Source organism: Dactylosporangium sp. CA-092794, assembly GCF_050948465.1.
Lineage (GTDB): Bacteria > Actinomycetota > Actinomycetes > Mycobacteriales > Micromonosporaceae > Dactylosporangium.
Genome location: NZ_CP192044.1, coordinates 7,702,714 through 7,715,876, shown reverse-complemented (window position 1 = coordinate 7,715,876; position 13,163 = coordinate 7,702,714). Strand labels below are relative to the sequence as shown.

Annotated in this window: 12 protein-coding genes; 4 read left to right on the top strand and 8 right to left on the bottom strand. The window is 72.9% G+C overall.

Going from position 1 to position 13,163, the window contains the following annotated elements; genetic code table 11:
• The first annotated feature begins 47 nt into the window (after positions 1-47).
• The gene (locus ACQPXD_RS32865) at positions 48-725 is read left to right on the top strand and encodes a tyrosine-protein phosphatase (protein WP_432825219.1); all 678 of its coding nucleotides are present in this window, start codon (positions 48-50) and stop codon (positions 723-725) included.
• Positions 726-1,136: 411 nt separating this feature from the next.
• Here ACQPXD_RS32865 and ACQPXD_RS32860 read toward each other — a convergent pair whose 3' ends face one another.
• The 3 genes from ACQPXD_RS32860 to ACQPXD_RS32850 form a co-directional block, all read right to left on the bottom strand.
• Positions 1,137-1,289: an IS66 family transposase gene (locus ACQPXD_RS32860; RefSeq protein WP_432824395.1), complete on the bottom strand. Its 153-nt coding sequence runs from the start codon at positions 1,287-1,289 to the stop codon at positions 1,137-1,139.
• 8 nt (positions 1,290-1,297) lie between these two features.
• Positions 1,298-2,440, bottom strand: coding sequence for an IS66 family transposase (gene tnpC, locus ACQPXD_RS32855; RefSeq protein ID WP_432824394.1), 1,143 nt, complete (start codon positions 2,438-2,440; stop codon positions 1,298-1,300).
• 287 nt (positions 2,441-2,727) lie between these two features.
• Complete coding sequence (locus tag ACQPXD_RS32850) at positions 2,728-3,630, bottom strand: hypothetical protein (protein ID WP_432825218.1); 903 nt, start codon at positions 3,628-3,630, stop codon at positions 2,728-2,730.
• Positions 3,631-3,742: 112 nt separating this feature from the next.
• On the opposite strand from ACQPXD_RS32850, the gene ACQPXD_RS32845 reads away from it, so the two are divergent.
• Together ACQPXD_RS32845 and ACQPXD_RS32840 are read left to right on the top strand one after the other, a co-directional pair.
• Complete coding sequence (locus ACQPXD_RS32845; protein ID WP_432825217.1) at positions 3,743-3,904, top strand: hypothetical protein; 162 nt, start codon at positions 3,743-3,745, stop codon at positions 3,902-3,904.
• Positions 3,905-4,444: 540 nt separating this feature from the next.
• Positions 4,445-5,035 carry a hypothetical protein gene (locus tag ACQPXD_RS32840; protein WP_432825216.1) on the top strand — a complete coding sequence of 197 codons (591 nt, stop codon included), beginning with the start codon at positions 4,445-4,447 and terminating at the stop codon, positions 5,033-5,035.
• Between the two features lie 958 nt (positions 5,036-5,993).
• Here ACQPXD_RS32840 and ACQPXD_RS32835 read toward each other — a convergent pair.
• From ACQPXD_RS32835 to ACQPXD_RS32820, 4 genes are all read right to left on the bottom strand, one after another.
• Positions 5,994-8,297: an FtsX-like permease family protein gene (locus ACQPXD_RS32835; RefSeq protein ID WP_432825215.1), complete on the bottom strand. Its 2,304-nt coding sequence runs from the start codon at positions 8,295-8,297 to the stop codon at positions 5,994-5,996.
• Entirely contained in the window at positions 8,294-8,983 is a 690-nt protein-coding gene (locus ACQPXD_RS32830) for an ABC transporter ATP-binding protein (protein ID WP_432825214.1), read from the bottom strand. The genes ACQPXD_RS32835 and ACQPXD_RS32830 overlap by 4 nt, the downstream gene beginning before the upstream one ends.
• Positions 8,980-9,504: a PadR family transcriptional regulator gene (locus ACQPXD_RS32825; protein ID WP_432825213.1), complete on the bottom strand. Its 525-nt coding sequence runs from the start codon at positions 9,502-9,504 to the stop codon at positions 8,980-8,982. The genes ACQPXD_RS32830 and ACQPXD_RS32825 overlap by 4 nt, the downstream gene beginning before the upstream one ends.
• Positions 9,505-9,569: 65 nt before the next feature.
• Positions 9,570-10,088 (bottom strand): SRPBCC family protein, encoded by a 519-nt coding sequence (locus ACQPXD_RS32820; RefSeq protein WP_432825212.1) that lies wholly within the window; start codon positions 10,086-10,088, stop codon positions 9,570-9,572.
• A gap of 252 nt (positions 10,089-10,340) precedes the next feature.
• Between ACQPXD_RS32820 and ACQPXD_RS32815 the strand changes: the two genes are divergently transcribed.
• Positions 10,341-12,203: a glycoside hydrolase family 9 protein gene (locus tag ACQPXD_RS32815; protein WP_432825211.1), complete on the top strand. Its 1,863-nt coding sequence runs from the start codon at positions 10,341-10,343 to the stop codon at positions 12,201-12,203.
• A gap of 4 nt (positions 12,204-12,207) precedes the next feature.
• Here the strand turns inward: ACQPXD_RS32815 and ACQPXD_RS32810 are convergent, their stop codons facing one another.
• Positions 12,208-13,146: a small ribosomal subunit Rsm22 family protein gene (locus tag ACQPXD_RS32810; protein ID WP_432825210.1), complete on the bottom strand. Its 939-nt coding sequence runs from the start codon at positions 13,144-13,146 to the stop codon at positions 12,208-12,210.
• Positions 13,147-13,163 lie beyond the last annotated feature (17 nt).

Here is a 13,163-nt window from a genome sequence, read left to right as displayed (position 1 = left end):
GACGCCAACCGCGGGGACCGGCGCCGCCGGCTCGATAGGCTCCCGTCATGCTGTCCATGGATCGGTACCGGCTGCACTGGCCCGACTGCCGCAACGTGCGCGACCTGGGCGGCCTGCCCACGGCCGACGGCGGCACCGTGCGCGAGCGGGCCCTCGTGCGCTCCGACTCCCCGCACCGGCTCACCGCCGAGGGCCTCGCCGCGCTGCGGGCGCACGGGGTGCGGCGCGTGATCGACCTGCGCGGCACCGCCGAGGCCGCGGCGCTGCCGAGCGTGCTGTCCGGTGAGGAGTTGTACCGTCTGATGCCGTTCGTCGACGAGGTCAACGACCCGGCCCGGGACCTGCCGGACCTGGCCCCGATCGCGGACGTGTACAAGGCGAGCATCATCGGCAACGCCCCGCACATAGCCGCCGCGGTCGGCGCGGTCGCGGACGCCCCCGCCGGCGCGGTGCTCGTGCACTGCGCCGCCGGCCAGGACCGCACCGGCCTGCTCGTCGCCGTCCTGCTCCGGCTGGCCGGCGTCGCCGACGAGGTCATCGCCGCCGACTACGCCTATTCGGCGGTCTGCTGGGAGCGGCCGGGGGAGTGCGAGCCGGCCACGATCCGCGCCGCGCTGGCGCGCATCGACGAGGCGTACGACGACGTGCCCGACTACCTGCTCGCCCACGGCGTCACCACCGCCCAGCTGCAGGCCGTCCGGGACCGCCTGCGCACGGCGACCTGACCCCTCCGGCGTTGACCCGATAAATCCAGACACTTCGTGTCCGGATTTATCGGATTTATACCCCGACAGGTGGAAAATCCGATGTGGGCGGAACTCTCGCCCGCGTTCGCCGGCATCGCCGCGGGAACCGGTCGCGGCGCGGGTCCGCCGTGCCGCCGCCCGGTCGCGGCGCGGGTCCGCCGTGCGCCCGCCCGATCGCGGCGAGAGCCCGTCGTGCCGCCGCCCGATCCTGGCGCGGGCCCGTCGTGCCGCCGCTCGGTCGCGGCGAGTGCCATCCCGGCTCCACGCTATGACTGGAAGGTAACTATTCAGGTTGGGGTGGGAGCCAGGCGTTGCCGGTGAGGGCGTCGCGCAGGGCGGTGAGGACGTGCAGGCCGTTTTTGCGCACGGTGGAGACGTAGCTGCGCACGGTCAGCCAGTGCTGGGCGCCGTGGGGGTGCGCCAGCCGCCGGAGATCTTCTGCTGGATTTTGACCATGCGGATGTCGCGTTCGGCTTGGTTGTTGTCGAACGGGACGGTGAAGGTGTGGGCGAAGCGCCAGATCTCGCGCCGGAATCCGTGCATCCGGTCGATCAGCGCGAGGATCTTGCCGCGGCCGCCGCTGGTGGGGGTGGGTTGGCGGCGTAGCCGGCCTGGACGGCCTGGTCCCAGCGGTGCAGCAGATCGGTCAGGACGGTCTGGTCGAGACGGTCCCGGCCGGCGGCGACGGCCTGGTTGACCTGGTGTTTGCCCTCGCGGAGCAGCCCGGCCAGGGTCCCGGCCCAGGTGTGGGCCGGGTCGTGTTCGGCCCAGCCGTCCAGTTCCCGCAGGTGGTGAGCGTTGCACAAGGCATGCCCGGCGGTGTCGTAGGCGGGGTGCAGGTACGACTTGAAGCCGTCGTGGACCGCGGTCTGGCCCGCGCCCAGCGCGGTGAGCACACCGATGACGTCGATGGCGTCCCGGCCGCGTTTGTCGTCCAGGTGGTAGAAGGTGCCCAGCGGGGTGCAGGCCACGTGCAGCCACCGCAGCCGGCCGGCCACCCGCAGCCCGGTCTCGTCGAAATGCACCACCGCCGCGGTGCGCAGGACCTGCCGCAGCCGTTGCGTGAAGCCGGTCAGCCGGGTCGCGGCGCGCCCGGTCAGCCCGGCGATCCACCCCGCCGACGGCGCCGCACCGAACAGATCAGCCAGGATCTGCGCGGTACGGTCCACCGGCGTGTGATGGCCGACCAGCAGATAGACCGTCAGGGCCGCGATCGACGGCCCGTACTGCGCCGGCGCGTCCACCCCCACCGGCGCCGCGGCTGTGGTGTGCGTCCCGCACGCGCAGGCGCACCGCCACAGCCGGTGCTCGGTCACCGCCAAGCGCATCGGCGGCAGGTCGAACACCTGCCGCGCCTCGAACCCGACCGGCGCGACACCGGCCAGGACCTCACCGCACCCGGCGCACGCCACCGGCCGGTGATCCACCACCGCATCCGGCTCATCCACCTGTGTCAACGCCGCACCCGGCGCGCCGGGCTGCTTGCCCGCCCGGCGGCCCGCCGCCCGCCGCTGCGACCGCGGCGCCGGCTTCCCCAGCCCATCCGAGGACGGCGGCTTCGACGAGTTGTGCGAGTCCAGCCCCAACCGCCGCTCCAACTCCGCCACCCGCGCCCGCAACACCGCGATCTGCTCAGCCTGGACCACCACCAACGCCGCCAACTCGTCATAGCTGGGACGCGGACCGGCACTCACAACGGACACCGTGCCCTAAACCACCCAGACGATCAAGTCCCTGCCGCCAACCACCTGAATAGTTACACTGGAAGTCTCCGTGATCATGCTGGACCGGCCACCGACACCACCGGTTTCTCATGATCGTGGAGTGAACGTGTACCCCCGCGTACCGTATGTCTCCACGATCACGGCGAACCCGGTGTTCCGCCGTGGCAACGTGCATGATCCCGGAGACATTCGTTCACCCGGGCCGGATCCGATCCGGGACGTGGGCCGGTGTCGCCGCGTGGGCTGGCGAGCCGTCGTCAGGCCGCGGTTTCCAGGGTGGCGGCCAGTTCCGCGGCGCGGGCGGCGAAGTTGCGCCACTCGGCGGGCGTGGCGGCCAGGTAGCGCTGGGCGCGCGCTTCGGTGCAAGGGCGGCGGGTCCACTCGTCGAGGCGTCCCTGGCGTACCGTGAAGATGACCAACTGGCCGTCGGCCCAGCCCGCCGCGCGCAGGCCGACCGGCTTGAGCGACGACACCCGCTGTGGGCTGGTGATCCAGTCCAACGCGTGCAGCTCTTCGTGGATCTCCGCCGCCAGCTCGAACGACAGGCCCGCGGAGGCCCGGTCGCGCAGCGCCGTGAGGTCCTCGCGGGCGGCGGCGATGGCGGCCGGCTCGCGGCGCAGGATCGCGGCCACGGACGCGGCGAGCGCCTCCCGGTCCGCGGGCGTGATGCCGCGCTTGGCGGCCAGTTCCAGTTCGGCGCCGGTGAGTCTCGCTCCGGTGTACGCCAAGGGCCGGATCCGGTGCAGCGCGGACACGGCCTGCCGGGCGCGCGTCCCGCCGAGGTAGGGGCCGAAGCACCCGGCCGCGGGCGTGTAGATGACGCGCAGCCCGGGCGCGGCCGACCCGGCGTCGAGTCCGATGTGGACGGTCGACTCCTGGCCGCCGCGGGTGCGGTTCCAGCGGGGCTTGCGGCGGGTCAGCAGGTTGTGTTCGAGCCACGCCGCTTCGTGCACGGAGTCGCACACGACCGCCTCGACGCCGGTGACGAGGGGTACCATGCGGCGGAGGCGCGGCCGGTCGCGCAGATCCGACCAGTAGGACGCCACGCGTGCCCGCAGCTGGGTGGCCCGTCCGATGTAGAGGATGCGGCCGGCGTCGTCCCGGAAGCGGTACACCCCGGCCTCGAGCGGCAGGCGTCGGACTCCCGGCGGCATGGACATCTCTGCGAGTATGCCAACCCAGGCGGCCATTTCGCCCTCCACCCCGCCCCGGCGGGGTTACCTTGGTGTTCGATACACCAATGCATCGCACGGGGCAAGGTCAATAAGGTCAATGACGCTGAAAAAAACACTGACGTGGGCCGCTGGGGTCTTCATCGTCTGGTTCGTTGCATTCCGCCCGGACGCGGCGGCCAAGGTCGTCCGCAGCATCGGCGGGCTCATCGGCGCGCTGGGCACCGGGTTCGGCGACTTCTTCACCCGCCTGATCGGCTGACGGACATCGGATAAGTCGGGCACTCCGTGCCGCGACTTATCCGACTTATCGGTTATCAACCATTCGCCTGATTTGATGCGGCCGTCCGCCCCGGCCGCCCTCGGGGCCGCCCGCTCCGAGCGGGACCGCCCGCCTGCTCCGGAACCCGACTCGGTCGTGATGCGGCGAAGGTCGTGATGCGGCGGGTGGCCGTGAGGCCGCAGGTCCGTGAGGCCGCAGGTCCGTGAGGCCGCAGGTCCGTGAGGCCGCAGGTCCGTGAGGCCGCAGGGCGCCAGGTCCGGTGAGGCCGTGGCGAAGCCGCGGGGCCGCCGAAATCCTGGCAATGCTGGGGGTGCCGCGGGGCTGCGGTGCCGCGGACGGCTGCGGTGCGGCGAGGTCGCTGCGAGGCACGGTGGGGGTGCGGTGAGGCCGTGGTGCGGTGAGGTCGCGGTGCGGTGAGGCCGTGGTGCGGTGAGGCCGTGGTGCGGTGAGGCCGTGGTGCGGTGAGGCCGTGGTGCGGTGAGGCCGTGGTGCGGTGAGGCCGCGGGTTAGGGTCGGGCCGTGCACTACTGCCAGCGCTGCGACGAGCCGATCGTCATGGCGCCCAGCGGCGACCAGGCCGTCTGCCCGGTCTGCGGCGCCGCCGAACCGGCCCGGCGCCTGCCGCTGTTCGTCGTCACCGGCGCGTCCGGATCTGGCAAGACGGCCGTGTTCCCGCACCTCGTCGCCGCCCTGCCGGACTGTCTGGTGTTCGACGCCGACTGGCTGATCGGGCCGTTCGAGCGCGCCTGCGAATTCGGCGAGGTCGACTGGCCCGCCCTGCGTGACGCCTGGCTGAGCGTGGCCCACGGCGCCGCCCAGAGCGGCCGGCACACTGTCCTGCTGGGGCCGTATACCCCTGAGCAGCTCGACGACCTGCCCGGCCGCCGCTGGGTCGGTGAGCTGCACTTCGCGGTGCTGGACTGCGCCGACGACGTGCGTACCGAGCGGCTGGCCGCCCGCTCGCGATGGCGCGAGCGGGCGATCGACCGGCACCTGGCGTTCGCCGCCCAGCTGCGGGCGACGATCCCGGCCGTGGTGCGCACCGACGACGGCCCGCCCGAGCGGTCGGCGCGGCGCGTGGCGGACTGGGTCCGGAGCCGGACCGGTTGACGGCCGAAAGTTGGCCGCTGGCCGAGCCGGGCGTCACCGGAGCCGCTTCTCGCCGCCGCGGCCCCGCTGTGGGGTCGCTTTGCCGATGCTGCCCAGGCTGTTCCGGACCACTCGCGCCGCCGTCCGCGAGCGCAGGTGTGGTGCAGCGACCGGAAGTCTCCGTGATCATGCTGCTCCCGCCTTCGGCACCACGCGTTTTTCATGATCGCGGAGTGTAAATGTACCTATAGGTACCATATGTCTCCAAGATCAGCGCAAATCGAGTTGTCGGCGCAATGACGTGACTGATCACGGAGAGTTTTGTCCGCCGCGGTCTCAGCGGCGTGGGTTTCGCGAGCATTTGCATCCCGGCGACGGGCCAAGGCCGCCGGTCATCACAAGGCGGAAGCCGTTCCGGTCGCGGCTCGGGCGGGTTGAACGGCGCGGCGGTTGGTAGCCAGGCTGGGCTGCGGAGCCGTGGGCTGGGCTGCCGCGCCGCAGCCGGCTGCCGGGCGGTGGGGGCTGAACCGTTGGGCTGCCGGACGGTGGGTCGCCGGGTGGGCTGGCGGCGGGGCCGCTGGTGGCAGGGCCGCCGGGTGGGGACGCTGAGTGGCTGGCCTGCCGGACGGTGGGCCACGGGGGTGGCTGAGCTGCGGGTGGCTGGCCTGCGGGCGCCGGGTGGCTGGCCTGCGGGGCGGTGGGTCGTGGGGGGTGGCTGGGCTGCGGGGTGGTGGGTCGCGGGGTGAATGGGCTGCGGGGCTGCTGGATGGGCCGGGCGGCGAGGCGGTGGGCGGCCAGGCTGCCTGACGCTGGGCTGCGGGGTGGCTGGCCTGCGGGAGATCGGCCGCCGGGTGGCTGGCCTGCGGGAGATCGGCCGCGGGGTGGCTGGGCTGCCGGGTGGGCGGCCGGGCGGGCTGGGCGGCGGGGCTGGGTGGTGCGGCGGGGCCGGCCGGGCTTGGTGGGCCGGCCCCGGCGCGGGTTACTCGAAGCGGAGGCCGTCGGGGCGCATCAGGCGGAACAGCGGCGGCAGGCTGGCCAGCGTGACCAGCAGGACGACGGTGGCGGCCAAGGCGGTGACGGTGGCCACGCCCGGCCAGTCCAGGTAGACGTCGACGGCGACGATGCGCAGGAGGGCGGCGCCCAGGGAGAGGCCCAGGGCGGCGGCGACCAGCAGGCCCAGGGCGACCGGGAGCAGCGTCTGCCACAGGATGGAGAAGGCCATCGTGCCGCGGCGGGTGCCGAAAGCGACCAGCGCGGCCAAGGTGCGGCGGCGCTCGCGGAGTTGCTCCAGGGTGCCGACCAGCAGGCTCAGGCCGACCAGGACCAGCACGACCGTGGCGCCGGCGAACAGGCCGCGGCGGATGCTGGCGAACGTGTTGCTGACCCGCACCACCCGCAGGATCGAGACGTCCGTGGTCGGGCTCATGGCGATCGCCGCGGTGCGCAGGCGCTCCTGGGCGTCCGGGTCGGACTGGTCCAGGCCGATGAACGAGTAGATGTGCGCGTAGACATGCGCGTCGAGCATGGTCGACGGGGCCATCGACGGCGTGAGGAGCAGGCCCTCGTGCAGCGTGCCATACGGGTCGCGGATCGCCTGGGCCGGCAGCAGGCGGGCGGGCACGGTCCACTTGGTCGCGCCGTCGTCGCCGAGGCCGATCGGGTTGCCGGCCAGGTCGGCCTTGGCCGCGGTGGCCTGGGGGAACACGAACGCGTCGCCGTCGGCGCAGGAGGGCAGGTCGGCGAGCAGGCGCAGGGTCGCGCAGTCGGCGACCACCACCTCGATGTAGGTGTCGCCGGACTGGGACCACACCGCGGTGTAGGAGTGCACGGCGGTGACGCCCGGCGTGGCGCGCAGGGCCGCGTCGGCCTCGGCCGCGGTGCTCGCGGTGCTCAGTGGCGGCGCCGGGGTCAGGACCGTGACGGCCTGCGCGCGGGCGGTGTCCTGCTGGCTCTCCGCCGTGTTTTGCGCCTCGGCCGCGGCGAAGACCATCTGCAGCGCGATGGTGCCGGCGGCGGCGACCGCGACCGCGTTGACCGCCCGCAGGGCGCTGTCGCCGGAGAGCTGCAGCCGGCGCACGGCGATCTGCCAGGACACGCCGCCGTGGCCGCCGAGGGCGCCGACGACGCGGTCGACCAGCCACGGCAGCAGGGCGGCGACGCCGAACAGGAACAGGATGATGCCGATGGCCGCCTGCCAGACGTTGAACCGCTCCGGCTTCCCGCCGATCAGCGGCACGAGCAGGGCGAGGCCGGCCAGCGGCAGCAGCAGCCGCCACCAGATCCGCCGGCGGGTGCGGGCGGCCGCCTTGCGCACCACGCCGAGCGGCTCGACGACCACCCGGCGCAGGGCCAGCAGCGTCATGGCGAGCGCCGCGAGCGGCACGGCGACGACGATCAGCACGGCGAGCGCCGGCGCCGGCGCGATGTCGGTGGCGAAGACGCTGATCCCGGCGAGCTCGAGGCGCTCCGCGAACAGCCGGCCGCCCAGGAAGAGCGCGCCGCCGAGCACGACGCCGAACGCGGCGCTGACCACCGCCTCGCCGGCGGCGACCCGGCGGGTCATCCAGGTGTCGGCGCCGACGAGCCGGACCGCGGCGAGCCGCCGATCGCGCTGCTCGCCGCCGAAGCGGGTGGCGGCGGCGACGAACATGGCCACCGGCATCAGCAGCACCACGAAGATGACCACGACGAGGAGCAGCAGGACCGGGGAGAGCGGGTCGTTCACGCTGGGCGAGCCGTAATCGGCCACCCGCATGACGCCGGGCCAGGCGATGTCGAGGTCGCCGCGGGTGCCGTAGAAATACAGCTCGTTGGGGCCGGACAGGCCCTGCTTGGCGATGGTGCCGGCGATCGGCTGCGGGAAGCGCTGCCGCAGCAGGGCGCCGTCTGGCGAGGCGAGCAGGTCGCGCAGTGCGGGGGAGACCACGATCGAGCCGTCGGGCGGCAGCGCGGACACGCCCGGCGGCAGGACCGGGTGTGCGCCCTCGGCGCGCACGAACCGGCCGGTCACCTGGCGGTCGTGATACGAGCTGAGGACCGGCATCGACAGCACGGTCGTGTCGGTCTTCGCCGGGCGGTCGCCGAGGTGCATGTCGTCGCGCGCGTCGGTGCGGGCGTGCCGGCCGTCGAGGATGCCCGGGACGGACACCGCGAGCAGCAGCACGGCCACGCCGAGCCCGACGCCGAGTGAGGTCAGCCCGGTGCGCAGCAGGCCCTCCCGGCCGCCGCCGAGGGCCAGCCGGGCCCCGAACCCGATCTCGGGCAGCCACCTCCGCACGCTCATCGGGCGCCTTCCAGATCGAGCGAGAGGTCCAGCGCGCGGCCGTCGCGGACCACGATCTCGCGGTCGGAGTAGGCGGCGACCCGCGCCTCGTGCGTGACGAGCACGACCGCGGCGCCGCTGTCCCGGGCCGCGGCGGTGAACAGCCGCATCACGCGCTCGCCGTTGAGCGAGTCGAGCGCCCCCGTCGGCTCGTCGGCGAACACCACCCGCGCCCCGGTGACCAGCGCACGGGCGACCGCGACCCGCTGGCCCTGCCCGCCGGAGACCTCGCCGGGCCGCTTGCCGGCCACGTCGTCGATCTCCAGCCGGGACAGCCACTCCCGGGCCCGCCGCTCGGCCTCGCGGCGGCGCGTGCCGTCCAGCCGCAGCGGCAGCGCCACGTTTTCCAGGCAGGTCAGCTCGGGCACCAGCTGCCCGAACTGGAACACGAAGCCGAACTCGCCCCGGCGCAGCGCGCTGCGCCGGGCGTCGGACAGGGCCGACAGCTCCTGGCCGCGATACCAGACCCGGCCGGCGTCGGGCCGGATGATCCCGGCCAGGCAGTGCAGCATCGTCGACTTGCCGGAACCGGACGGCCCCATCACGGCGACGATCTCGCCGGCCGCGACCGACATCGAGGCGCCGGCCAGCGCCGGCGTGGCGCCGAACGTCTTGTGCAGGTCCTCGGCCCGCAGGATGGCGGTCACCGGGTCACCAGCCCGGCGAGCTCGCTCAGGCGCGCGGCGGTGAGCTCCAGCCAGCGCAGGTCGGCCTCGAGATGGAACAGCGCGTGGTCGCAGATGAGCTGGTCGGACAGGTCGCCCGCGGTCTTGCGGCGGGTCAGCTCACGCATCATGCGCAGGTGCTCGGCGCGCTGGACGTCGAGCACGCCGGCGGCCGGGCGGCCGCTGAGCAGCGCGAGGACCACCTTCATGTAGAGAGTGCTCTGCAGATATGGCTCGGGCTTCTCCGGCTGGGCCAGCCAGCGCTCGACATCGGCGACCCCGGCGTCGGTGATCGCGTAGCGCTTGCGGTCGGGCCCCTCGCCCGACTCGACGCTGTCGACGCTGACCAGGCCGTGCTTGAGCAGCCGGGACAGGGTCGCATAGACCTGCCCGTAGGCGAGCGGGCGATCGGTGCCGAAGCGCTCGTCATAGGCCCGCTTCAGGTCGTAACCGTGGCGGGGCCGGGCCTCGAGCAGCCCGAGGAAAGCCTGACCGATGGACATGCCGAACACTCTACACGACAGGTATACATGCTGTGTATACCTGTCGTGTAGAGCACAGTGAACTGCTACAACTCGAGCGTCTTGCGGTAGGCCGCCTCCAGGTCGGCCCAGCCGTAGTTGAGCGCGTCCTGCCCGCGCACGGGCGGGTGCGGGGTGCCGTCCAGGTCCAGTTCCATGACCCGCACGCACTGGTGCCAGCCCGCCGCGACCTTGGACACGAAGTCCCGGTCGGCGAGGGTGTGCCACAGCGTCAGCCGCGTGACGTCACCGGCGGGCTCCAGTTCCCACCGCAGGAGGTCTTCTCCCCAGGTGTACTCCAGGAGGCTCGGCGGCTCGGCCCGGAGCACCTCGGCGGCCAGGGGCTGCGCCGTGTCCCCGTCGATCATCGTCAGCGTCGCCGGCCCGGGCGTGCCCAGGTCGCGGTCGGCGGTGAACGGCGCCCACCGGGACAGCGGCCCCGGCTCGGTGAGCATCCGCCACACGCGCTCCGGCGGGTGGTGCAGGTCGCGGACGAACCGCAGCGTCCAGCGCCCGTCCGGGGCGGCGGCGTAGCTCACCTCGGCGGTCGGTCCAGGATCGAACATCGCTCCTCCAGGTGCTATATGCCTTAGTAGGAATATACGGCGTCCGGCAGTACCAAATGAACTCCTGCAGTTGTAGGAGTTTTTGTGCCATGTTGCCCCTCTCATGTGGTCTAGATCACATAGAGGGGTTTTTGTCCTTTTCATGCGGCTTGTCGGCCGCTAGGTTCGCCAGAACGCGCGGCAATCATCCGTTCCATCACCCGAATTCCTGCCGCGGCGTGGACCCCCTGACCCCGACCACCGAGGAGAGCTGTGCGTCTGCCCGCCTTCCTGGTTTCCCGCAAAGCCCGCCTGGCCGCCATTGCCGCCGCCGCCGTGATCGTGGCCGTGCCGGCGGTGACCCTGCCGATCGTCTTCTCCGGACCCGGACACGAGGGCGGCCTGACCGGCACCGTCGGCACCGACAGCGCCTACGCGTTTCCCGCCACGCCTGACCACATCCCGGACACTCCCGTGCGGGTCAACCAGGTCGGCTACCTGCCCGACGGCCCGAAGCGCGCCACCGTCATCTCCGACGCCACGCAGCCGCTGGATTGGCAGCTCAAGGACGACGCCGGCACGGTCGTCGCCTCCGGCAAGTCGCAGCCGCACGGCATGGACGCCAGCTCCGGGCAGAACACGCACGTCGTGGACTTCAGCTCGTACCGTGGCGCCGGCCGCACCTACACGCTCGAGGTCGACGGCAAGTCGAGCCTGCCCTTCGACCTGGACCCGAAGGCCTATCAGCAGCTGAGCATCGACTCGCTCTCCTTCTACTACCCGCAGCGCAGCGGCATCGACATCGCCGACCAGATCGCCCCCGGCTACGCCCGCAAGGCCGGCCACACCGCCGACACCCCCGGCGGCGGCGACAGCAAGGTGCCCTGCCAGCCGGGTGTCTGCAACTACACCCTGGACGTGACCGGCGGCTGGTACGACGCCGGTGACCAGGGCAAGTACGTCGTCAACGGCGGCATCTCCGTCGCCCAGCTGATGAGCCTCTACGAGCGTTCCCCCAAGGCCGCGCAGGCCCGCGCCCTGCGCCTGCCCGAAGCCGGCGGCAAGACCCCCGACGTGCTCGACGAGGCCCGCTGGGAGCTCGACTTCCTGACCAAGATGCAGGTCCCGGCCGGGCAGCCGCTGGCCGGCATGGCGCACCACAAGGTGACCGACGCCGGCTGGACCGCCCTGCCGACCGACCCGGCCGCCGACACCCAGCCGCGGCAGCTGCACGCCCCCTCGACGGCGGCCACCCTGAACCTCGCCGCCGCGGCCGCGCAGGGCGCGCGGGTGTTCGGCGCCTATGACAAGGGGTACGCCGAGAAGCTGCTCACCGCCGCCAAGACCGCCTACGCCGCGGCACTGGCGCACCCGACGATGTACGCGCCGGACTCCGACTCGACCGGCGGCGGCGCCTACGCCGACAGCGACGTGTCCGACGAGTTCTACTGGGCCGCGGCCGAGCTGTACCTCACCACCGGCGACAAGGAGTACTCCTCGGCCGTGCTAGCCTCCCCGCTGCACAAGGCCGACGTGTTCGCCCGGGCCTTCGACTGGCAGAACACCGCCGCGCTCGCCCGGCTCGACCTGGCCACCGTGCCGAACAAGCTGATCGACCGTGACCGGGTGCGCCAGAGCGTCGTCGACGGCGCCGACCGCTACCTCAAGGTGATGGCCGGGCAGGCCTACGGGCAGCCGTACGCGCCGAGCACCGGGTACGACTGGGGCTCCAACAGCCAGATCCTCAACAACCTGGCCGTCGTGGCCACCGCGTCCGACGTCACCGGCAAGGCCGCCTACCGCGACGGCGTCATGTCCGGCATGGACTACATCCTCGGCCGCAACGCGCTGAACCAGTCCTACGTCACCGGTTACGGGGAGAAGGCCTCGAAGAACCAGCACAGCCGGTGGTACGCCCACGAGCTCGACCCGAAGCTGCCCAACCCGCCGCGCGGCAGCCTCGCCGGCGGCCCGAACTCGCAGCTGCAGGACGAGGTCGCCGGCGCCGCACTGCGCGGCTGCAAGCCGCAGCTGTGCTACATGGACGACATCCAGTCCTGGTCGACCAACGAGCTGACCATCAACTGGAACGCGTCGCTGGCCTGGGTCTCGGCCTTCGTGGCGGACCAGGCGTAACGGTTCACGGCAGGGAATGGGGCGGCCACTGGTCGCCCCATTCCGCGTCCCGGGCCGCCTTGTAGAGCGGCCCCTCCCGCTTGGGCACCAGCACCGGGCCGACCGCGGTGTCGGGCCGGCACACCTGCAGCGTGACGAGGCCCTTACGGAACGCGGGATGCCGCACGACGCGGCCCGGCGCCGTCGGGGCGGGGCCGCGGGTGGCGGCGACGAAGGTGTACTTCTCGTCCTCGTAGCCCAGGCTCGCGTCCTTGAGCCGGCGGTGCAGCGCGGAGCGGTTGACCCGGGCGGCGAAGTGGCACCAGTCCCGCCCCTGCAGGCCGCAGCCGAGCTGGTGCGGGCAGGGCGCGGCGATCTGCCAGCCGGCGGCCATCAGCCGGTCGCGGGCGTTGAGGATTCGGCGGTACCCCGGGGGAGTCCCGGGCTCGATGAGCACCACGGCACTCGTCGCGGCCGCGCTCGCCTGCGCCACCAGCTCTTCCTGCTGCGGCTCGTCCAGTTCGGTCAGCACGTATGCCGCCGTGACCAGGTCGGCGCCGGGCACCGGCTCGCCGAGGCGCCACTGCTGCCACGCGATGCCCTCGTTCCCGGCGATGCGGGCGCCCAGCTTCAGCGCCTCCGGCACCTGATCCAAAACGGTCGTCGTGATCGGGCCGTAGGCGTCGCGGACCGCCCACGCCGCCGCGCCGGTGCCCCCGCCGAGGTCGACGTGGCTGTCCGGGGCGAGGCCGGGCAGCCGCGCGAGCGCCGCGGCGACGGCGGCGTGCGTGGCAGGCATGCGGTAGGCCGCATACGCGGTGGCGTCGACCATGTTGCGCAGCAGGGGCTCGCCGGCGGGCAGGCCGCCGCGGTACACCTCGATGAGCCGGCGCACCGAGTCGGTCAGCCGGGCCGGCGGCACGTCCTGCAGCACCGTGTCGAGGGCCTCACGCAGTTGCGGCATCCGACCATTATCCGGCC